Here is a 21,520-nt window from a genome sequence, read left to right as displayed (position 1 = left end):
CTGATTTATCTTCTATACTGTCGTTTCTATTACTATGCGTTTCAGTCCTTGGCGTTCTCTTTTGCCTTGGCAGCAGCGGCCTTGGCCTCTTCTTCGCGCTTCTTGGCGGCAGCCTTGTTGGCGTCGGCGATCGTCGTCGCGATCTCCTCCATCGTGTAGGCCTCGATGATGTCGCCTTCCTTGAAGTCGCGGAAGTCGACGATCGAGATGCCGCACTCGTAGCCTGCGTTGACTTCCTTGACCTCATCCTTAAAGCGGCGCAGCGAGTCGATCTCGCCGTCGAAGATCTCGATGTTGTCGCGGATGATGCGGATCTTGGAGTTGTTGCAGATCTTGCCTTCGAGCACGTAGGAACCAGCGACGAGCGCCTTCGAGAACTTCATGACCTGACGGATCTCGACGCGGCCCTGGATGACTTCCTTGTACTTCGGCTTGAGCATGCCGCTCATGGCATCCTTGACGTCGTTGATGGCATCGTAGATGACGCGGTACGTGCGGATATCGATGTTCTCGGTGTCGGCAAGCTTGCGCGCATTGGCATCCGGGCGGACGTTGAAGGCGATGATCAGCGCGTTCGAAGCCGATGCCAGCATGACATCCGACTCGTTGACGGCACCGACGCCCGAATGGACGATGGAGACGCGGACCTCGTCGTTCTTGTTGAGTTTCAAAAGCGAGCTCGAGAGCGCCTCGACAGAGCCCTGTACATCGGCCTTGATGACGATGTTGAGGTCCTTGATGTCGCCTTCCTGGATCTGGTGGAAGAGGTCGTCGAGCGAGACCTTCTTGCTCTTGATGAGGTTGTTGCGCTGGCGCTCGATGCGGGCCTCGGCGATGGAGCGGGCCTGCTTCTCCTCGAGCACGGCGAGGATGTCGCCGGCTTCCGGCACGTCGTTGAGGCCGAGGATCTCGACCGGTACGGACGGGCCGGCCTTCTTGACGTTCTCGCCGCGGTCGTTGACCATGGCGCGGACCTTACCGTACGTCGTGCCGCAGACGACGGAGTCGCCGATGCGCAGCGTGCCGTTCTGGACGAGGACCGTCGCGACAGGGCCGCGGCCCTTGTCGAGCTTGGCCTCGACGATGACGCCGCGCGCATCACGGTTCGGGTTGGCCTTGAGCTCCTTGACTTCGGCGACGAGCAGGACCATCTCGAGGAGGTCATCGATGCCGATCTGCTTCTTAGCAGAGACCGGGACCATGATTGTGTCTCCGCCGTATTCCTCCGGCACGAGACCCTGCTCCATGAGCTCCTGCTTGACGCGGTCCGGGTTGGCGCCCGGCTTATCAATCTTGTTGATTGCGACGATGATCGGCACGCCTGCCGACTTCGCGTGGTGGATAGCCTCAATGGTCTGCGGCATGACGCCGTCATCTGCGGCGACGACGAGGATTGCGATATCCGTGATCTGGGCGCCGCGCGCACGCATAGCCGTGAATGCCTCATGGCCCGGCGTGTCGAGGAAGACGATCTTCTTGCCCTTGCAGTTGACCTGATAAGCACCGATGTGCTGCGTGATGCCGCCGGCCTCATGCGTCTGGACATGCGTGTTGCGGATGCAGTCGAGCAGCGACGTCTTGCCGTGGTCGACATGGCCCATGACCGTGACGACAGGCGGACGGAGCTTCAGCGTCTTCGGGTCGTCCTCGATCTCCGGGATTTCCGTCGGGTCGACCTCTGGCGGCAGCTCTTCGCACGTCACGCCGAATTCCGAAGCCACGAGGGCGGCCGTATCAAAGTCGATTTCCTGGTTGATCGTCGCCATGACGCCCATCATGAAGAGCTTCTTGACGACTTCCGCAGCCGTGTAGCTCATCTTGGACGCGAGGTCCTTGACGGCAATCGTCTCCGGCAGCTTGATGTGCTTCGGATGCGCGATCTCGACCTTCGGTGCCTGCTGGCCGCCGCGCTTGTTGTTGCGGCCCCTGCGGTTGCGGTCGTTCTTGCTGCCAAAGCGGTTGTTACGGTCATTGCGGTCGTTACGGCCGCCGCGCTCGTTGCGGCTACCGTTGCGGCGGTCGTTGCGATTGCCGCCGCGGTTATTGTTGCCACCGCCATTGCTGTTGCGGTTGCCGCCGTTATTGCCGCTATTGCCGCCGCTATTGTGGCTCGGGCGGTTGCTGCCCGAAGCGGCGCGGTTGCCACCATTATGATTGCCGTTGCCGTTATTGCGGCCCGCATCGCTGCGGCGCTCGTTGCGCTCGTTACGCTCAGTGCGGCCGTTATTGCCGTTGCTGCCGCTGTTGCCGTGGTTCTGCTTGCCAGCCTGCGGCTTCTCGGCGCGCTTCTCTGCCGGCTTTGCGGCCGGCTTCTGCGCAGCCGATGCTGCCGGAGCCTTTGCCTGCGGCTTAGCCCCCTTGTTGCTCAGCGAATTCTTGATGGCCGTGCGCTCTTCTTCGCCGACGCTCGAGAAATTGTTGGCAGCCTTGAACTTATTGCGCTTGAGGATATCCAGAATGACTTTGCTATCCGTATTGAACTCTTTCGCGAGTTCGTAAACTCTGTATTTGGACATTAATCCACCCCCGGTTATTATTTCATACTCATGGCTCCTTCATCAGCTCGCGCAGCTTCTTCGCGAACCCCTTATCGGTCAGGGCCGCGACAGCGCGGTACTCCTTGCCGAGGCACTGGCCGAGCGTCTCCCGGTCGAGCCCCTCAAGGTAGGGAACCTTGTATCGATCCGCTAGGATCGTGTAATCTTTCTTTGTTTCATCTGAGGCATCCGCCGCCACGAAGACGAGTACGGCCTCGCGGCCCTTCAGAGCCTGCTCCACGGCAAAGGCGCCCGACACGATGCGGCGCGCCCGCTGGGCCATGCTCAGGAGGTTCGTGATGCGCTCTTCTTGGGTATGCGCCATGACTCAGCCCTCAGCCTTGTCCTCGAACAGCTCGCGCTCGAGGAGATCGTAGACGGCAGCGTCGATTGGCGACTTGAACGAACGCTCGAGGCCATGACTCTTCTTGGCCTTGTCGAAGCATTCGCGCTTGTGGCAGATGTAGGCGCCGCGCCCAGGCTTCTTGCCCGTGAAGTCCACGGAGAACTCGCCCTCGGGGCTGCGCACGATCCGCACCATTTCTTTTTTCGGGCGGCTTTCCTGGCAGCCCAGGCACATCCGCTGCGGTATCTTCTTGATCTTCATCATTCAACCTCAGCCGTGAAGGCAGCATCGCCCGTGACCTCGACCTCGTTCATGTTGGCGTCGAGCTCTTCGTCAGCGGCCTGCGACTCGCTCTTGATGTCGATCTTCCAGCCCGTGAGCTTGGCGGCGAGGCGGGCGTTCTGGCCTTCCTTGCCGATGGCGAGCGAGAGCTGGTAATCCGGCACGACGACGCGCGAGACTTTCTCCGTCTCGTTGACCGCGACGGAGACGACCTTTGCCGGACTCAGCGCATTGGCGATGAACTTGGCCGGATTGTCGCTCCACTTGACGATGTCGATCTTCTCGCTGCCGAGCTCATCGACGATCGACTGCACGCGCAGGCCGCGGTGGCCGACGCAGGAGCCGACTGGATCGACGTTCTCGTCCTTCGAGTAGACGGCGATCTTCGAGCGGTTGCCCGGCTCGCGTGCGACTGACTTGATCTCGACGATGCCTTCCTGAATCTCCGGCACCTCGAGCTCGAAGAGGCGCTTCAAAAGGCCCGGATGCGTGCGCGAAACGACGATCTGCGGTCCCTTGTTCGTCTTCTTGACCTCGACGACGTATGCCTTGATGCGGTCGCCGTGTGCGTACGTCTCCGTCGGAATCTGCTCCGCCGGCGTCAGCACGGCTTCCGTCTTGCCGAGGTCGATGTAGACATTGTGGTTCTCGACGCGCTCGACGAGGCCCGTCAGGATGTCGCCCTCGCGGCTCATGAACTCCTCGTAGATGATGCCGCGCTCTGCCTCGCGGATGCGCTGGACGACGACCTGCTTGGCCGTCTGCGCAGCGATGCGGCCGAAGTTCGCCGGCGTCACCTCGATCTCGATGACGTCGCCTACCTCATAGTCCGGCTTAATCGTGCGGGCCTGCGCCAGCGAGATCTCCGTGATTTCGTCCTCGGGGTCCTCGACGACCGTCTTGATCGCGTAGACGTGATAGTGACCCGTTTCTCTGGAAAGCGTGACGCGGACATTCTGTGCCGAGCCAAAGTTGCGCTTGTATGCCGAGATCAGGGCAGCCTCGATGGCCTCGAAGAGGACTTCTTCATCAATGCCTTTCTCCTTGCCGAGCTCTTTGAGCGTCGTCAGGAATTCCTGACCATTGTCCTTCGCTTTCGTCGTTTTTCTTGCCAAAATAATATCCTCCCAATGAACGGGGGAAGCCCCCCTTTTTTGCTATGTCAAAAGTCGATATGAAGGCGGACCTGTGCAATATCCGCCAGCGGGATCTTCGTCTCGCCATCGAGCTCGATCGCATCGCCATCGAAGCCCGTGAGCTCGCCGACGACGAGCTTCTTGCCCTCGCGCGGCGCGTAGAGCGTGACGTCGACCTTCTTGCCCTGCTCGCGCGTGAAGTCGCGCGGCTTGCGCAGGACGCGGTCGATGCCCGGCGAGGACACCTCCAGAATGTACGAATCCGGCACGACATCCCCCTTGTCGAGCGCCTCCTCGAGCTTCTCGCTCAGCGCCTGGCAATCCTCGATATCGATGCCGCCTTCCTTATCGATGTAGACGCGCAGATACCAATCGTGTTCCTTGACATACTCGGCATCGACGAGCTCGATGACGTCCTGATCCTTCAGGAGCTCCTGCACGATTGCCTCTACGGCATCCTCAACCTGCTGCTTTGCCATACATCCACCTCCAGCTTTCTGCTTTTGAATCACGGTGATGCGCTCATCCGTGTCTTTCTCGCATAAGATTAAAGAGTGGGCTTGCACCCACTCTTCACTAAACAACCTTAAATTAACTATTTCATGATACCACAAAAGCCTCTGCTTGTAAAATGGTATCTGAAAAAAAGTCAGGAAAGTCACATGCTATGTTCCCGGCGCGCTTTCTGGAGCTTGCGCAGCTTATGCAACTTGCTGCGGCGCCAGAGGAAGTAGAGCGCGGCGTTCAAGGCGATGATGGCCGTGCTGACGACGCCGTACATGAAGGGATAGCCGCACTGCGCGGCGACGATGCTAAGGAGCACGGCGGCGAGACCGACGCTGATGTCGAGCGACCAGAAGTACGTGGCCGTCGCGACGCCGGCACGCGATGCGGGGGCACTCTGAACGGCGAGCGTCTGGAAGGCCGGCGACAGTGCGCCGAAGCCGATGCCGAGCAGCGCGGCCGCGCCGAGCAGGCCGACGAGCGTCGTGACCTGGCTGAAGAAGAGCATGCCGGCCGCGAAGAACGCGAAGCCCGGCCAGACCGTCCAGTCCGGCCCCTTCTCGTCGAAGAGGCGGCCGATGACGGGGCGCGTCAGGATGATGACGAAGGCAAAGACGACGAAGAACAGGCTCGTCTCCGCCTGCAGGCCGAGGCTCTTGGCGTAGAGCGGGATGAAGGTCAGGATGCCGCCGTAGGCAAAGAAGACCATGCCGCCGAGCAGTGCCGGTGCGAGCGAGCGCCGCTCAATGAAGTCCGAGAGATGGAAGCCCTTCTTCGGGCGCTTGGCCGGGCGGATGACCTCATCGGGCAGGCGGCGGGCATTGGCCGTCAGGAAGGTCAAGATCGCCAGCGCCGTCATAAAGACGAAGAGCGCCGTGCCGCCGAGGTTGCCGATGATCAAGAGGCCGATGAGCGGGCCGACGACCATCGCGAGGTTCGTCGAGAGCGCGAAGTAGCCGATGCCCTCGCCCTTGCGCGAGGCCGGCAGCACGAGCGCGGCCATCGCCGCCGCAGCCGTCGTCGCGAGCGCGAAGATGCAGCCATGCAGCAGGCGCAGCGCGTAGATGGCCTGCTCCGAGTGGAGCCAGTTGAACGCGAACATCACGAGGAAGAACGCCGCCGTCGCCCCGCGCATCAGCTTCTGCTTGTTGACGGCGTCGATGATGCGGCCGGCCAGCGGGCGGCAGCTCACCGCGCCGATCTGGAAGGCCGTCATCGCGAGGCCCGCCTCCATGTCGCCGCCGCCGAGCGTGTCCATGATGAAAATCGGCAGCGCCGCCACCATGATGTACTGCGACATGAACAAGAAGAGGTTGCTGCCTCCCATCCCCAGGAATTCCGGTGTCCAAAGCTTCTCTCTCTGCATGTGATCTTCCTTTCTTCAATCCGTCGAGTTAAGTCGAATTAGAATTAATTGAAATGCGTTGATTGATGTTCTCTGCGGCTCAGAGCTTTGCCTCGATCTTGCGCAACATGCGGCGCAGCTCTTCCTGCTCGTCCGCGCTCAATGCTCCGAGGAAGTCGAGGTTGGCGTGCTCGTCGAGCGCACTGAGCCGCTCGACGCAGTCGCGCCCCTTCTCCGTCGTCCGCAGGATCATGTGGCGCATGTCGCTCGGGTCGGGCGTGCGGTCGATGCAGCCCTTGTTCTCCAGATGCGTGACGAGCGCCTTGACCGTGTTCTGGTTCTTCTCGATCCGCTCGGCGAGCGCCTTCTGGCAGAGCGGCTCGTACTCCGCAATCGTCTTGAGCGCGACCCACTGCTCCACCGTAATGCCGTATTCCTTGAACATGCCGTCCACCGCGTAGTGGATCTTGCGCGCCACGCGGCTGATCATGTAGCCAATCGTATCATCAAGTGTCATGATCTCATCTCCCTTTTCCTATCGTAAACCTATGTATTGTACAACCAGTCCGCTGGCTTGTCAATCTTTGCGGAAAAAGAGAACGAGCTGACGCGCAGCACGGCGATCCCGAAACGGCTTGTCTATTATAATACGATATCGTAGTATAGTCAACAAGCCTGACAAGAAGGATATCCTCTGTTCGCGTGCGCATGCTTTATGGATAGGTGTATAATAGAAGCATATCAACCGACAGACCGGTAAACGACAGGAGGAATCACGATGGATATCAGCAAGACATACCTAGCTGCCGACTCGCGCTACGAGACGATGGCCTACCCGCACTGTGGCAGGAGCGGCCTGCGGCTGCCACGCATCGCTCTGGGCTTCTGGCACAACTTCGGCGACACGGCAGACTACGGCACGATGAAGGCGCTCTGCTGCACGGCCTTTGACCACGGCATCACCTACTTCGACCTCGCCAACAACTACGGCCCCGCCTACGGCAGTGCCGAGCGCAACTTCGGCCAGCTCATGGACGGGCTCTTCCGCCCCTACCGCGATGAGCTCGTCATCGCGACAAAGGCCGGCTACGACATGTGGCCGGGCCCCTACGGCAACTGGGGCAGCCGCAAGTACCTGATTGCGAGCCTCGACCAGAGCCTCATACGCATGCACCTCGACTACGTCGACATCTTCTACCATCACCGCATGGACCCCGAGACACCGCTCGAGGAGACGATGGGTGCACTCGCGCAGATCGTCAGGAGCGGCAAGGCACTCTACGTCGGCCTCTCGAACTACGACGGCCCGACGCTCCTGCGCGCAGCGACCATCCTGCACGAGATGCACGTGCCATTCATCGTCAACCAGAACCGCTACTCCATCTTCGACCGCACGATCGAAAAGAACGGCCTCAAGGACACCTCCGCCGACCTCGGCCTCGGCATCGTCGCCTTCAGCCCGCTCTGCCAGGGCCTGCTGACCGACCGCTACCTGCACGGCATCCCCGAGGACAGCCGCATCCACCGCGACGGCCGCTTCCTCAAAGAGAAGTCCCTGACACCCGAGAAGCTGCAGGCCATCCGCGCGCTCAATGACCTCGCTCATGAGCGTGGCCAGACGCTCGCCGAGATGGCCCTCGCCTGGGACCTCAAGGACACGGACGTCACCACTGTCCTGATTGGCGCCTCCAAACCCGAGCAGATTCTCGACAACATCAAGGCCATCGAGAACACGCGCTTCAGCGCCGAAGAGCTGCAGGCCATCGACGCCATCTCCTTCGCCCCCGGCGTCCAGGGGCTCATACGCTGAGACACCTCCCTTCTCACTGACGCAAACAAAAAGCCGTTTCACAGCACAGGCTGCGAAGCGGCTTTTCGCTTACTCCCAGACGATCTTCATGAGCTCAGGATAGTGGTCCTCGAGTTCTTGCAGGAGGACGCGGAACATCGCATAGACGAGGTCCCCGTCGATCTTCTCCTCACCACAGAGGATGCAGGTATCGAGGACGAGGTTCTCTTCGTCATCGAGATAATATTTGCAGGTCTTGTATTTCTTGTTGTAGCGATTGAGCATCTCGAGCAGTTCCTCGCGGTTCTGGTTGCGCACAGCGCGCGGCACGACGAGGATGCGGATCATCGCGTAGATGCTCGTGTCGAGGATGACAACGAGCGGCAGGCGGTTGCCGCGCACTTCGGCAAACGACCGGAAAACCACCGTCTCATAGGCGTCATCGGGAATTTCCTCAATTGTGAACGTCTGAGGATGCGTCTCTTCTACATAAGCCTTGAATTCTTCTGCTTTCTTGTTCATGCTGCTCACCTTTCCTTATCTTTATCTTTGGGAATGATATCGTTCGTGACTGGAAGATTTGACTTATCGATTTTTTTACGACCATGATGGCTTCTCTGGCTGATCTTGTATTTCTTTGCGGCATCGTCGAGTGCCTTGAGTACCTTGCTCTCCATATCGTCATCGCCATTGCTGTCATCGCCATCGTGATCAAGTGAATTGCCCATCGTGGCGCAGAGCGTGCGGATGAGTTTGGCGAACAGCATCTCGCGGCAGTCGACGCCGAATTTATTGAAGATCATGCGCACGTGGTACTGCACCGTGCGATACGTGATGTCGAGCGCTGCGGCAATGTCCTGATACGTCTTGCCGTGCATCATGAGCACGAGTACCTTGCGCTGTTGTGAACTCAGATGCGGCATCTCCTTGAGCTCGAGCTCGGAGAGCAGCTCGAGGAAGTAAGTGTAAGTCTGCCGACCGAACTGCTCCGGCCAACGCTCATCGCCCTTCATCGGATACCAGGGGTTCGAGGTGTGAATCTGGCAAGCCAGCAGTTTGCCGCCGTGCGCGCGCCGTATCGTGATGGTCGAGCGCTGGCGTTCCTGCATGACATTGCCCGTCTCAGGTCGGGCAGTCAACAAATACTCGCAGAGCACAATGCAGACCTGGTTCGTCACGAGCTGCGCATCGTAGTGCTCCTCGGATATCTCGATGAGCGGCACGGCACCAGCGTAGCGCTGCTCCGCGAAGTAATGGAGTGCCTCATCGTAGCTGCGCAGGTATTCCCCGGGACCCACGCCAATCCAGCTGAAGCACTTCTCGTCCATCTGTTCCATGATCTGCCAGATGCTCTTGCGCTTCTGGTAAAAATCCCAGATAAAGTCCTTGGCCATCGCCTCTGCCCGGCGTAAAAAATCTTCTTGTTGCGTCATATCGTTCACATCTCCTTATTCTCCCCTTTTATTCTAACAAAATAAAAGAGGGCTGACCCTGTCATATCCGACAGGGTCAGCCCCGAAATGCGAAAAAATATCATAAAATGCCATAAAACATCAGGTAACCGCCATGAAAAGTCAGGTGGACACCGCGTGTTTCTTGTGAAATCCAGCAAGACCGAGAACCAAACATATTATCGAGTTATCGGGCCGGCCCGTCTTCCTCTTTGGTTTCCGCCTTCTCCGCGCCTGACGTATCCAGCGTCTTGTCTTCCTCTTGTTCCTCCGGCTCATCCGACGGTACAATCTCTGCAGAGTCGGGCTGCTCTGATTGGTCGGACGGTCCAGATGGCACCGACTGCTCATCCGTCACAATCGGTGCTGCCTGCACTTCTGTGTCCGACGGTCTCGCGAGATCAGCAAAACCGTTCATTTCGAGCGTCCCGAGCGTCTCGAAATCGTCGGGCGTCCACGGCTTCGGCGGACGTGCGAGAATAAGCTTGGCTAGGCGCGTGCCGTCTTCGCGCGCGAGCTTGCCGTAACTGAAACGCGGGTCCTCCGTGACCTCGCGGCCAAACCAATACGGCGGCTCGAAGGCTCTTGCCTCTTCTTCTGAACGGAACTCCACTTCGACGTAATCAAACCCCTTGAGGTGGCCGCTGTGGCGATGGTACTCCGCGACGTGGTCGCCTGCGAGCGGCAGGCGGTAACGGCGCTTCTCGATGAACCAGGTGCCCTTCTCGAGGCACTCGACGAGATGCGAGAACTCGCGCGAGCTGATTTCCGTCTCCCACTCATCGCGCACAAGACCCTCGCCGCGCTTCACCGTCAGGTAGAATTTCTCAGGCCCTTCTAAGGGGCGGACACTGCGGATGCGGATCTCAGGGAACAGCGAGACATACCCTTGCAAGATGGAATCGAACGTATCCGGCAATGCCGGAATGATATCAACAAGAAACTGACGTTCTATTTCCATATACAGCCTCCTTCCCGGTCATGATGCTCTGGCTGACCCTATCTCTTATCGTATTCATATTTCTATCACCTTCATTTGTCATGCATCATCTGTATGACATATCTTAGCATAAACTGTATTCTATCACAGAATACCTTGTTTTTCTCTTAAAAAAAAGAAAATGTTCTCCCGTTTTCTACAGGAGAACATGATGGGTTGATTACGAGATTAATTCTTATTTATATTTTTATATTCTTCTGCGAGCTTCTTGAAGAGCGGCAGGGAACGTTCAATCGTCTCCGTCTTGATGCAGTAGGCCGCGCGGAAGTAGCCCGGGCAGCCGAAATCCGTGCCCGGTACGAGCAGCAGGTCGTACTTCTTGGCGCGCTCACAGAACGCATAGTCGTCTTCTTCGAGCGCTTTCGGGAACAGGTAGAAGGCACCCTGCGGCTTGACGCAGCTGAAGCCTGCCTCGATGAGACCGTCGTAGAGCAGCTGGCCGTTCTTGCGGTACGTCGAGATGTCGGACGGCATGCCGGCGCAGCGCGCGACGACGAGCTGCCAGAGTGACGGCGCGTTGACATGCGTGAGCACGCGGGCGGCACCAGCGATGGCACCGTAGACCTCGGACGAGCCCTCGAGCTCGTCCGGCACGACGATGTAGCCGATGCGTTCGCCCGGCAGCGAGAAGGACTTGCTATACGAATAGCAGACGAGCGTGTCGTGGTAGTAGAGCGGGATGTACGGGACGGTGTTGCCTTCGTAGGCGATCTCGCGGTACGGCTCGTCCGCGATGATGTAAATCGGATGGCCGTACTCCTCCTCCTTGCGCTTGAGGATGGCGGCGAGCTCCTTGATGGTCGCCTCGGAGTAAACGGCGCCGCTAGGATTGTTCGGCGAGTTGACGATGACGGCCTTCGTGTGCGGCGTCAGGAGCGACTCGAAGGCCGCAAAGTCAATCTGGAAGTCCTCGACGCGCGCCGGCACGACGACGAGCTTGCCGCCGACCGACTCGACGAAGCAGCGGTACTCAGGGAAGAACGGCGCAAACGTGATGAACTCATCGCCTTCCTCGCAGAGCGCCTTGAAGCAGATCGTGATGGCGGCAGCGGCGCCGGCCGTCATGAAGAGGTTCTTGCCGGCAAAATGCGTGCCGAAGCGGTCGTTGATGCTCTTGGCGAGCGCCTCGCGGACCTGCGGATTGCCCGGGGCAATCGTGTAGCCGTGGACGGCCTCGGGCGGCATCGTCTGCAGGATGTCGATGGCCGCCTGCTTGACGAACTCCGGCGTCGGCACATTCGGGTTGCCAAGGCTGAAGTCATAGATATTCTCTTCGCCGACCTCCGCCGCGCGCTTGCGGCCAAATTCAAAGATCGTGCGGATCGTGGATTTTTTGGTGCCGAGCTCGTACATTTTTTCAGAAACCATTTGATAACCACCTTTTGTATCTCATGTCTTGCTGCATTATCATGGACAGAGTTCTTTTATGCTAGAACATAATTAACATTTTACCACAAAAGAAGCCGAAAAAAAAGATGCCGGACAAAATTCCGGCATCTTCTTCGATGTGTGAGATGTGTGAACGTATAGGACAGGGATCAGGATTCCTGAAAATACTTCATGGATACCTTCTTCCACTCGCGTTTGGTGTAGAGCATGGCGCGCTCTTCGACGCCTGTCTTGGCGGCGAGGCCGGCGACGATGCGCTCGCACTCCTCGCGGCTGTGCCCATGGACCATCGTGTAGAGGTTGTAGGGCCAGTCGGGCGCGGTCGTGCGGTCGTAGCAGTGCGAGACGGACGGCGAGGCGGCCATCTGCTTGGCGACTTCGTCGAGGCGCTCTGGGTCGACTTTCCAGGCGACGAGCACGTTCGACGAGAAGCCGACTTCGCGGTGGCGCAGCACGGCGCCCATCTTGCGGATCTTCTTCTCCTCCTCCATCGCCTTGACGCGCTCGAGGAAGAGCTCCTCGCTGACGCCGGCCTTCTCGGCCAGGACCTTGTAGGGCTCGGCGACGAGCGGGAAGTCGCCCTGCAGCGCGCAGATAATCTTCTTGTCTAGTTCATTGATTGCATTGTTTTCGTGATTCCCGTTAGTTGTGCGGTGTTCTGCCATCGGCCGGCTCCCCCTTGCTTATCCCTTTTATCAGGCCAGCTTGAACTGGACGTTGATCTTGTACTTCTTCTGCGATTTGAGATTGAGCATGCTCTCGACGCCCGGCAGAGCCCGGATCTCCGTGAGAATCTCATGCTCCTTGTCGAGTCCCGGCGTCAGCAGCGTGAACCAAAGGTTGTAGCGGCCCTCGCGCTCGTAGTTGTGGGTGGCACCCGGATAGAGGTTGATGGCCTTGGCGACGGCCTCCATCTTCTCGGGGTCGACGCGCAGGGCGACGAGCGTGCCCTTGTAGCCGAGGCGGTTTGAGTTGAAGAAGGTTCCGATGCGGCGCAGGTAGCCCTCCTCTTTGAGGACCTGCAGGCGGTCAATGACGATCTCCTCCGTCGTGCCGAGCTGCTCGGCTAAGGCGGCGAACGGGCGGCTGCAGACGGGCAGGCTGCCCTGCAGCAGGTTCAGTAAGGATTTGTCAAACGATGTCAGCTCCATGATATCTCCCCCAAGATTTCTCTCTACACAGTCTTTATGCTCCTAAAAAAATTGGATCCACGCGAAACGTGAATCCAATTCATCTTTCGTTATCTCTATTATACTAGAATCTCACGGATGACGTCAAGTAAATCTGAACGTCCTTCATTTTTTACGGAGGAGTACGGCAGGATGGAGATTTCCTTGACGCCGAGCGCGCGACGGATTGCAGCAATGTTTTTCTGGCGCGCGTTCTTGCCGATCTTGTCGGCCTTCGTCGCAATGATCAGCACGGGCACATGGTGCTCGACGAGCCACTGGAACATCTCGACGTCGGAGGCCATGGGCTCATGGCGGATGTCGATAAGCTGGCAGACGAACTGCAGTTGCGGTGAAGTCAGCAGATACTCGTCGATGAACTTCTTCCAGATCTTGCGGCGCTCCTTGCCCGTCTTGGCGTAGCCGTAGCCGGGCAGGTCGACGAGGTAGAAGTCCTTGCGCCCCTGCTCTTCCCCGCTCTCTGGGTCGCGCAGCTTTGCCGTCAACTCAAAGAAGTTAATGGTCTGCGTCTTGCCGGGCTGCGAGGAGACGCGCGCGAGGCCGCGGATGCGTGTCAGGGAGTTGATGAGCGACGACTTGCCGACGTTCGAGCGGCCGATGAAGACAACTTCCGGCAGCTCGCGCTCGGGATACTGGTCCTTCTTGACGGCCGAGGCAATGTACTTGCCCTGCGTGATGACGACCAGCTCTGCGGTTTTGGCCTTCTCATCGCTAGCTTCTGCCGGCTTTGCGTCAAGCGGTCGGTCTGTCTTCTGCTCCGTCATGGCTCTGGCCCCCTTCCTCATTTATGGATTGTGTGGATTCTACGGATGATACAGTCTTTGTATCCTGCGCGGTCTGTACCCCCTGTGGTCCCTTTGCAGCCGGCGCGGCTTTGGCCGTCTCCTTCGGCAGCAGTGCGGTCTTCAGGACCTCGTCCATGTGCGAGACAGGCACGAAGGTCAGCTTCTCGCGCACGTTCTCGGGGATTTCCTCGATGTCGCGCTCGTTCTCCTTCGGCAGGATGATGGTCTTCATGCCCTCGCGGTAGGCGGCGATCACTTTCTCCTTGAGGCCGCCAATCGGCAGGACATTGCCACGCAGGGTAATCTCGCCCGTCATGGCGACATCGCTGCGGACCTTGCGGCCCGTCAGAGCCGAGATCATGGCCGTAGCCATCGTGATGCCTGCGGACGGGCCGTCCTTCGGCACGGCGCCTTCAGGCAGGTGGATGTGGATGTCGTCCTTCTCGTAGAAGTCCTCGGGCAGGCCGAGCGCTTCAGCGCGACTGCGGATGTAGGAAAGAGCGGCCTGCGCCGACTCCTGCATGACATCGCCGAGCTGGCCTGTCAGGATGAGCTTGCCCTTGCCCTTGAGCACAGTGACTTCCGTCGGCAGGATGTCGCCGCCGATTTCGGTCCAGGCCATGCCCGTGACGACGCCAACCTGCGGCTTCTTCTCCGCCTTCGTCTCGAGGAACTTCTTGCGGCCGAGGAAGTCGGTCAGGTTGTGGCGCGTCACGCGGATGGGCGGCTCCTCGCCCTCGACAATCTTGCGCGCGGCCTTGCGGCAGACCTGGCCGATGAGGCGCTCGAGCTCGCGCACGCCTGACTCGCGCGTGTAGTATTCGATGATGTCCTGCAGGACGCCCGCGCCGAGGCGGATGTCCTTGCCTGCAAGGCCGTTCTGTCCGCGCTGACGGGCGACGAGGTAGCGCTTCGCAATCTCGAGCTTCTCGTACTCCGTGTAGCTCGAGAGTTCGATGATCTCCATGCGGTCGCGCAGCGGGCGCGGGATGGGGCCGAGACTATTGGCCGTGACGATCCAGAAGACCTTCGAGAGGTCGAACGGGATGTCGATGTAGTTGTCGCTGAACGTCTTGTTCTGCGCGGGGTCGAGGACCTCGAGGAGCGCCGCTGATGGGTCGCCGCGATAGTCGGTGACGAGTTTGTCCACTTCGTCGAGCAGGAAGACTGGGTTGCGCGTGCCGACATTGCGGATGCCCTCGATGATGCGGCCCGGCATCGCACCGAGATACGTGCGACGATGGCCGCGAATCTCGGCCTCATCGCGCACGCCGCCGAGCGCAGCGCGGATGAACTTGCGCCCCGTCGCGCGCGCAATCGAAGCCGCCAGTGACGTCTTGCCGACGCCCGGCGGGCCGACGAGGCAGAGGATTGGCGCATTCTTGTCTGGCACGAGCTTGTGCACGGCGAGGAAGTCGAGGATGCGTTCCTTGACCTTCTGCAGACCGTAGTGGTCGTGATCGAGTATCTTCGCCGCCCTCTTGATGTTGACGGTGTCCTTTGACTCCTGACTCCACGGCAGGGAGAGCAGCCATTCGATATAGTTGCGGATGACACTCGCCTCGGCGTTCGTGTTGCTCATGTTCTCGAGCCGGTGGAGCTCGCGGTTGACGGCCTGGTGCACGCTCTCAGGGTACTTGCCGTTGAGGAGCGTCCCTTGGTACTCTATGATGTCAGACATGACGTCATCCTTGTCGCCGAGCTCCTTGCGGATGACCTTGAGCTGCTCGCGCAGGTAGTAGTCACGCTGGGCTTTGTCCATCTGCTTGCGGACCTTGACGTCGATGTTCTGCTCCATGCGCAGGAGCTCAATCTCATGCGAGAGGTCGTACGAGAGCAGCTTGAGGCGGTCCCGTATGTTGATGCTTTCGAGCAGGTCCTGGCGCGAGTCGATCTTGAGGTTCAGATGGCTCGCGATGAGGTCGGCCAGCCGGCCGGCGTCGTCGATGATGGCGACGGAGACGAGCGTGTCGGGCGGGATGCGCTTCGAGAGCTTGACCCACTCCTCGAATAGGTGGACGACAGAGCGCGTCGCGACCTCGATGTCCATCGAGGTGTAGATTGGGTCGGTGTAGACTTTGGCCTCGACTTCATCGTAGTTCTCGAGCCGGTGGTAGTCATCGATGCGCGCGCGCTTCTCGCCCTCGACGAGCACACGGACCGTGCCGCCCGGCAGCTTGATGAGCTGGTTGATGACGGCGACTGTACCGTAATTGTAGAGATCCTCGCGGCCCGGGTCGTCCTTGTCGGCGTCGAGCTGGGCGACGAGCAGGATGCGGCGGTCCTCCACCATTGCCCTTTCCAGGGCGGCAAGCGACCGCTCGCGGCCGACGTCGAGATGGATGATCATGTAGGGAAAGACCACCATGCCGCGCAGCGGCAAGAGTGGCAGTGTCTTCATCTCGGGCGGCATGCGTTTCGTCGGTGCAACGGGTGCCTTTTGTTTCTCGTTCTTTTCTGGTGCTTCTGACATATTATCCCTCCCCTTATCGATATCTTGTATCTTATATTCTATGGATCTTGTGGATAAAAAGACAAGGCGCTGCTATTGCAGCGCCCTGTCTTGCATCGTATCAGGCCGATGCTTCCTTGCCACCCTTATCGTCCTTGCCGGGCTTATCGGTCTTGTCTTTGTCCGTATTCCCGCTCTTGTCGATGGTCAGGATGGGTTCTTTCTTGGATGTGATGACGTCCTTCGTCACGCGGCAGGCGGTCACGCCCTCGATCGACGGCACATCGTACATGACGTTGCGCATGATGCCTTCGATGATGGAGCGCAGGCCGCGAGCCCCTGTCTTGCGCTTGAGCGCCTCCTTGGCGATCTGGCGCAGGGCGTCGTCATCAAACGTCAGCTTGACTCCATCGAGCTCGAGGAGCTTCTGGTACTGTTTGACGAGTGCGTTCTTCGGCTTCGTCAGGATGTTGACGAGAGCCTCTTCGTCGAGCGCGTCGAGCGTCACGACGACAGGCAGTCGGCCGATGAATTCTGGGATCAGGCCGCTCTTCAAGAGATCTTCCGGCAGCACCTTGCGCAACGTGTCGCCGATGTTCCTCTGGCGCTTCGACTTGATTGGCGCACCGAAGCCCATCTGCTTCTGACCGAGACGCGACTCGATGATCTTCTCGATGCCGTCAAAGGCACCGCCGCAGATAAAGAGGATGTTTGTCGTATCGATCTGGATGAGCTCCTGATGCGGATGCTTGCGGCCGCCCTGCGGCGGCACGGAAGCCGTCGTGCCCTCAAGGATCTTTAAGAGCGCTTGCTGGACGCCCTCGCCCGACACGTCGCGCGTGATGGATGGGTTCTCGGACTTGCGCGCGATCTTATCGATCTCGTCGATGTAAATGATGCCGCGCTCCGCCTTCTCGACGTCGTAGTCCGCCGCCTGGATGAGCTTCAAGAGGATGTTCTCGACATCCTCGCCGACATAGCCGGCCTCCGTCAGCGCCGTCGCATCAGCGATGGCAAACGGCACATTGAGGATGCGGGCGAGCGACTGGGCGAGCAGCGTCTTGCCGCTGCCCGTCGGGCCGATCATGAGGATGTTCGACTTCGAGAGCTCGACATCCTCACCCGGCTTGCCCTGCCCCATGTTGATGCGCTTATAGTGGTTGTAGACAGCCACGGACAAGGTCTTCTTGGCCTCGTCCTGTCCAATGACGTACTGGTCGAGGATTGCGCGGATGTCCTTCGGTTTTGGGACGTCCTTGAGCTCGACCTCGACATCATCGTTGAATTCCTCTTCGATGATCTCATTGCAGAGCTCGATGCATTCATCACAGATGTAAACACCTGGACCAGCGACCAGCTTGCGCACCTGGTCCTGCGTCTTGCCGCAGAACGAGCACTTGAGCTGGCCTTTCTCATCCCCAAACTTCAACATGACATCACCTCTTATGCCTTGGTCTCCGATTTCTTGCCCTTCTTGACAGGACGAGTGATCACTTCGTCGACCAGGCCGTACGCCTTGGCTTCTTCTGCCGTCATGAAGTTATCGCGCTCCGTATCCTGCACGACCGTCTCGCGGTCCTTGCCCGTCGACTCCACGAGGATGTCGTTGATGACCTCGCGGATGCGCTGGATCTCGCGCGCCTGGATCTGGATGTCCGTCGACTGCCCCTGAGCGCCGCCGAGCGGCTGATGGATCATGATGCGGGCATTCGGCAGCGCATAGCGCTTGCCCTTGGCGCCTGCCGTCAAGAGCAGCGCGCCCATGCTCGCTGCCTGGCCGATGCAGATCGTCGACACGTCCGGCTTGATATACTGCATGGTGTCGTAGATGGCAAGGCCTGCCGTGACAACGCCGCCCGGGCTGTTGATGTACAGATGGATGTCCTTGTCCGGGTCTTCCGACTCGAGGAACAAGAGCTGCGCAACAACCGTATTGGCGACAGCGTCGTCAATCGGGCCGCCCAGGAAGATGATGCGGTCCTTCAGGAGGCGCGAGTAGATATCGTACGCGCGCTCGCCCGTATTGGAACGCTCCACTACCATTGGTACATAACTCATAGGTATACCCCCATATCAGGGATCTTATTTGGCGATGTTATCGATGATGAACTGAGCCGTCTTCTTGCGGAGTACGGATGCAGCCAGATCGCCAATACGACCCTGTTCCTTGATGATCTTCTGGACCTGCTGCGGCGTAGCACCGTAAGCAGCTGCCATAGCAGCGACTTCTTCATCGAGGTCCTTTGCTTCTACTTTGATGTCCTCAGCCTTGGCGACTTCCTCGAGCATGAGGTCCGTCTTGACGTTCTTCTCAGCCGTCTCGCGATACTGCTCACGGAGCTTGGCAATATCCGTGCCAGCGTACTGCAGGTACTGCTCGAGCTTCATGCCCTGCTGCTCGAGGCGCATTGCCATCTCCTGGATCATGGCCGTGACGCGGTTGTCGATCATGACAGCCGGGATGTCGACCGTGATGTTGTTCGTCGCCATCTCGATGGCAGCGCTCTTCTGGTCGTTCTCAGCCGTGCGCTCAGCGTTCTCCTCGAGGTTCTTGCGGATGTCAGCCTTGAGCTCATCGAGCGTCTCGAACTTGCTGACCTTCTTGGCGAGCTCATCGTCGATAGCCGGCAGCTCTTTCGTCTTGATGCTGCGGATCGTGCACTTGAACGTAGCGTCCTTGCCAGCGAGCTCTTTTGCATGGTACTCTTCCGGGAACTTGACGTTGACGTCGCGCTCCTCGCCGATCTTTGCGCCGACGAGCTGATCCTCGAAGCCCGGGATGAAGCTGTTGGAGCCAATCTGCAGCGGGTAATCCTTGCCCTCGCCGCCATCGAATGCCTCACCGTCAACGAAGCCCTTGAAGTCGAGCGTCGTGAAGTCGCCGTCTTTTACCTCAGCGCCTTCCGGTGCATCGACGAGCTTGCCCTGGCGGTCCTGGAACGTCTTGAGCTGCTTCTCGACATCCTCATCCGTGATGTTCACTTCGTTCTTCGGCACGTTGAGGCCCTTGTAGTCACCGAGCTTGACCTCAGGACGCGGCGTGACCGTAGCCTTGAAGACGAGGTCCTTGCCCTCTTCCAGCGTCTCGATGTCGACGCTCGGACGCGTTACCGGATCGATCTTCTGCTCATCGAATGCCTTGCTCAGGGCCTTCGGAGCGACGATGTCGAAAGCCTCCTGCAGGACAGCGTCCTTGCCGACGTGGCGCTCGACGATCATGCGCGGAGCCTTGCCCTTGCGGAAGCCCGGGATGCTGACGCGGTTTGCGAGGCGCTTGCATGCCTGCTCGACTGCCTTGTTGACCTCTGCTGCTTCGACTTCAATCGTCAGAGTGACCTGCTGGTTCTCTCCATTTTCTACCGTAACTTTCATTGTGTGAAATGACCTCCTGTATCATCTTATTGCAATCATGATTGGCCAGTTCCGGCTTATTAGCCACAAAAACATGCCATATGGATTTTATCATAACATAAAATGCGCAGAAATACAAGGATTTCTGCGCATCAGCAGGCGATAAAGTCAAAATATCAAGTTCAAATCACTTCAAGAGATCCGTCATGCGGGTCAGCGGCTGCGAGAGGTCCATGTGGCCGCCGAGCGACTCGACTTTCTTGCCGTCGATGAGGATCTGGACTTTCTTGACCTCCGGGAACTCGGTCAGCGTGTCGACAATCGAGCCGACGAGCATCGTCTCGCCTGTCGAGCCGCCGACGAAGTTCTTGCGAAGGTCACCCGTGAAGTCGACCGTCGCCGTGCCGTTCTCTACCTTGACGCTGCGGAGCTTCGTCTGCTTCGGGATGATGTTCGTCTGGCCCTTCTCCGTCGTGCCCTCCAGGAGCGACTCCATCGCCGCCGTGTACTTCTCCTGCTGGTCGAGCGTGACCGTGCGCTTGTCGGCGATGAGCTTCATGCCCTGCTCATCCGGGTAGTAGACCTTGATCGTGAGCTTCTGCGCTTTCTTCTCGGCACTTGAGCTCGAGGACGAAGCGGCCTGCGGGGCGCTCTCACTCTGGACCGACGCCGAAGAGCTGCCATCTGGCGTGCCCTTACCCGTCGTCCCTGAGCCGCAGCCGGCGAGGAGGGCGAGCGCGAAGATCGCGAGCCCCAGCATTGCGTAACGGACATATTTCTTCATCATAGTTCATCTCCTGTTCCGTCTATTCCGTCTGCTTCTTGATACTTAGATTCGAGATTTGCCGTGCGATTCCCTGCCTCAGCTGCCGCTGAAGTAGCGGCTGATGGCGCGCGCGATGCCCTCGGCGAGCTTCATCTGGTACTGAGGGCTGGCGAGCAGCTGCTCTTCCTGGGGATTCGTGACGAAGGCGAGCTCGGCGAGCGTCGCCGGCATGCTCGAGTGCTTGATGACATAGAAGTTTGCCGTCTTGACGCCGCGGTTGAAGAGGCCGCCTGCCTTCTCGAGCTCCTCATTGAGCAGGGTCGCGAGCCGCTCGCCCTTCGGCGAGCCCGCGTAGTAGTACGTCTCCATGCCGTTCGATGCCGGATTTGAGAAGGCATTGCAGTGGATCGAGACGAAGATCTCCGCGCCCGGCGTGTACTCGCCGACATTGACGCGCGCCTGGAGCTCCTGACGGTCCGACGCATACGGGCCGTAAACGTCGACGTCCTTGTCGCGCGTCATCGTGACGCGCGCGCCCGAGTTCTCGAGGATGGACTGCAGGTCCTTCGAGACAGCGAGCGTCACCGAGGCCTCCGTCACGCCCGTCGGCCCGACGGCGCCCGTATCGCTGCCGCCGTGGCCCGGGTCGATGACAATGGAGTGGCCGCTGACGCCCGCGACGCGCGAGCTGTTCGCCGTGCCGCCCGATGCGAAAATGTCGATGACGAGGCGGTAAGGCTTCTTCGCCTTGCGGTCGGCCGGCTCCGCATGGACGGCGTAGCTGCCGTCGATCACGGGGTTCTTGCAGTCGATGCGGACCTGCGTGTGGCGCGCCTCGAGCTCGCGGATGTGCAGCGCTTTGGCGAGCTTGCTGCTGAACCTGTAGTCGGGCTTGAGCTCGCCCGGCTCCGTGTTCGAGAGGTCGATGACGAGCTGCTTCTGCAGGTACGGATGCGCCGTGACGTCGTACGTCACGTTGTCGCGGTCCATGCCGATCTCGATGCGCAGGGCCTGGCGCCCGTCGACCTCGGTCTCATACGACTGGAAGTAATTGAGTTTATGCACCGCTTCGCGCTTCGCGGCCTCACTGCTCTGCGGCAGGATGGCCGAGAGGCACGCGAGCAGCATGAAGCATAGCGCTGCTGCGCGGCATATCTTGCTGAACAAAAAGGGTTCCTCCTTCTCTAGTCCTTCATG

General features: G+C 59.3%; 21 protein-coding genes. 1 reads left to right on the top strand and 20 read right to left on the bottom strand.

Annotated elements, in window-relative coordinates; genetic code table 11:
* Positions 1-41: 41 nt before the first annotated feature.
* The 7 genes from infB to MITSMUL_RS02900 form a co-directional block, all read right to left on the bottom strand.
* Entirely contained in the window at positions 42-2,516 is a 2,475-nt protein-coding gene (gene infB / locus MITSMUL_RS02930; protein WP_005839790.1) for a translation initiation factor IF-2, read from the bottom strand.
* 28 nt (positions 2,517-2,544) lie between these two features.
* On the bottom strand, positions 2,545-2,862 hold the full coding sequence (locus tag MITSMUL_RS02925; protein WP_005839789.1) for a L7Ae/L30e/S12e/Gadd45 family ribosomal protein: 318 nt from the start codon (positions 2,860-2,862) through the stop codon (positions 2,545-2,547).
* 3 nt (positions 2,863-2,865) lie between these two features.
* Positions 2,866-3,147, bottom strand: coding sequence for an RNase P modulator RnpM (gene rnpM, locus MITSMUL_RS02920; RefSeq protein WP_005839787.1), 282 nt, complete (start codon positions 3,145-3,147; stop codon positions 2,866-2,868).
* Positions 3,144-4,280 carry a transcription termination factor NusA gene (gene nusA / locus MITSMUL_RS02915; RefSeq protein WP_005839786.1) on the bottom strand — a complete coding sequence of 379 codons (1,137 nt, stop codon included), beginning with the start codon at positions 4,278-4,280 and terminating at the stop codon, positions 3,144-3,146. The genes rnpM and nusA overlap by 4 nt, the downstream gene beginning before the upstream one ends.
* A gap of 47 nt (positions 4,281-4,327) precedes the next feature.
* Positions 4,328-4,780, bottom strand: coding sequence for a ribosome maturation factor RimP (locus MITSMUL_RS02910; RefSeq protein WP_040635362.1), 453 nt, complete (start codon positions 4,778-4,780; stop codon positions 4,328-4,330).
* Positions 4,781-4,959: 179 nt separating this feature from the next.
* A complete protein-coding gene (locus MITSMUL_RS02905; RefSeq protein ID WP_005839782.1) occupies positions 4,960-6,171 on the bottom strand; it encodes an MFS transporter in 1,212 nt (403 codons plus the stop codon).
* Positions 6,172-6,250: 79 nt separating this feature from the next.
* Positions 6,251-6,667, bottom strand: coding sequence for a MarR family winged helix-turn-helix transcriptional regulator (locus tag MITSMUL_RS02900; protein ID WP_005839781.1), 417 nt, complete (start codon positions 6,665-6,667; stop codon positions 6,251-6,253).
* 261 nt (positions 6,668-6,928) lie between these two features.
* Here MITSMUL_RS02900 and MITSMUL_RS02895 point away from each other — a divergent pair, with 261 nt between their 5' ends.
* Positions 6,929-7,960 (top strand): aldo/keto reductase, encoded by a 1,032-nt coding sequence (locus MITSMUL_RS02895; RefSeq protein WP_005839779.1) that lies wholly within the window; start codon positions 6,929-6,931, stop codon positions 7,958-7,960.
* Positions 7,961-8,029: 69 nt separating this feature from the next.
* Here MITSMUL_RS02895 and MITSMUL_RS02890 read toward each other — a convergent pair whose 3' ends face one another.
* The 13 genes from MITSMUL_RS02890 to MITSMUL_RS02830 all read right to left on the bottom strand — a co-directional run bounded on the left by MITSMUL_RS02890 (position 8,030) and on the right by MITSMUL_RS02830 (position 21,490).
* Positions 8,030-8,461 carry a YbjN domain-containing protein gene (locus MITSMUL_RS02890; RefSeq protein ID WP_005839778.1) on the bottom strand — a complete coding sequence of 144 codons (432 nt, stop codon included), beginning with the start codon at positions 8,459-8,461 and terminating at the stop codon, positions 8,030-8,032.
* Positions 8,462-8,466: 5 nt separating this feature from the next.
* A complete protein-coding gene (locus MITSMUL_RS02885) occupies positions 8,467-9,372 on the bottom strand; it encodes a helix-turn-helix transcriptional regulator (RefSeq protein WP_005839776.1) in 906 nt (301 codons plus the stop codon).
* 205 nt (positions 9,373-9,577) lie between these two features.
* The gene (locus MITSMUL_RS12950) at positions 9,578-10,351 is read right to left on the bottom strand and encodes a CYTH domain-containing protein (protein ID WP_005839773.1); all 774 of its coding nucleotides are present in this window, start codon (positions 10,349-10,351) and stop codon (positions 9,578-9,580) included.
* Between the two features lie 207 nt (positions 10,352-10,558).
* Positions 10,559-11,758, bottom strand: coding sequence for a pyridoxal phosphate-dependent aminotransferase (locus tag MITSMUL_RS02875; RefSeq protein ID WP_005839771.1), 1,200 nt, complete (start codon positions 11,756-11,758; stop codon positions 10,559-10,561).
* A gap of 170 nt (positions 11,759-11,928) precedes the next feature.
* Entirely contained in the window at positions 11,929-12,444 is a 516-nt protein-coding gene (gene ahbB / locus MITSMUL_RS02870; protein WP_005839769.1) for a siroheme decarboxylase subunit beta, read from the bottom strand.
* A gap of 30 nt (positions 12,445-12,474) precedes the next feature.
* Positions 12,475-12,930: a siroheme decarboxylase subunit alpha gene (ahbA, locus tag MITSMUL_RS02865; protein ID WP_005839768.1), complete on the bottom strand. Its 456-nt coding sequence runs from the start codon at positions 12,928-12,930 to the stop codon at positions 12,475-12,477.
* A gap of 98 nt (positions 12,931-13,028) precedes the next feature.
* Positions 13,029-13,733 carry a ribosome biogenesis GTP-binding protein YihA/YsxC gene (gene yihA, locus MITSMUL_RS02860; protein ID WP_005839766.1) on the bottom strand — a complete coding sequence of 235 codons (705 nt, stop codon included), beginning with the start codon at positions 13,731-13,733 and terminating at the stop codon, positions 13,029-13,031.
* Positions 13,702-16,167 (bottom strand): endopeptidase La, encoded by a 2,466-nt coding sequence (gene lon, locus MITSMUL_RS02855; protein ID WP_084778565.1) that lies wholly within the window; start codon positions 16,165-16,167, stop codon positions 13,702-13,704. Before lon ends, yihA begins: the two co-directional genes overlap by 32 nt.
* Before the next feature lie 160 nt (positions 16,168-16,327).
* Positions 16,328-17,638, bottom strand: a complete 1,311-nt coding sequence (gene clpX / locus MITSMUL_RS02850) for an ATP-dependent Clp protease ATP-binding subunit ClpX (RefSeq protein WP_005839763.1) — start codon at positions 17,636-17,638, stop codon at positions 16,328-16,330.
* A gap of 11 nt (positions 17,639-17,649) precedes the next feature.
* Positions 17,650-18,264 (bottom strand): ATP-dependent Clp endopeptidase proteolytic subunit ClpP, encoded by a 615-nt coding sequence (clpP, locus tag MITSMUL_RS02845; protein ID WP_036376497.1) that lies wholly within the window; start codon positions 18,262-18,264, stop codon positions 17,650-17,652.
* Positions 18,265-18,288: 24 nt separating this feature from the next.
* Positions 18,289-19,578, bottom strand: a complete 1,290-nt coding sequence (tig, locus tag MITSMUL_RS02840) for a trigger factor (protein ID WP_005839760.1) — start codon at positions 19,576-19,578, stop codon at positions 18,289-18,291.
* Positions 19,579-19,744: 166 nt separating this feature from the next.
* On the bottom strand, positions 19,745-20,344 hold the full coding sequence (locus MITSMUL_RS02835; RefSeq protein ID WP_005839758.1) for a GerMN domain-containing protein: 600 nt from the start codon (positions 20,342-20,344) through the stop codon (positions 19,745-19,747).
* A 75-nt stretch (positions 20,345-20,419) separates the two neighbouring features.
* Positions 20,420-21,490 (bottom strand): N-acetylmuramoyl-L-alanine amidase family protein, encoded by a 1,071-nt coding sequence (locus MITSMUL_RS02830; RefSeq protein WP_244944618.1) that lies wholly within the window; start codon positions 21,488-21,490, stop codon positions 20,420-20,422.
* Between the last annotated feature and the right edge of the window lie 30 nt (positions 21,491-21,520).

This window comes from Mitsuokella multacida DSM 20544, assembly GCF_000155955.1.
Classification (GTDB): domain Bacteria; phylum Bacillota; class Negativicutes; order Selenomonadales; family Selenomonadaceae; genus Mitsuokella; species Mitsuokella multacida.
The sequence above is the reverse complement of the archived record's forward strand: the minus strand, read 5'-3'. Positions and strand labels throughout refer to the sequence as shown.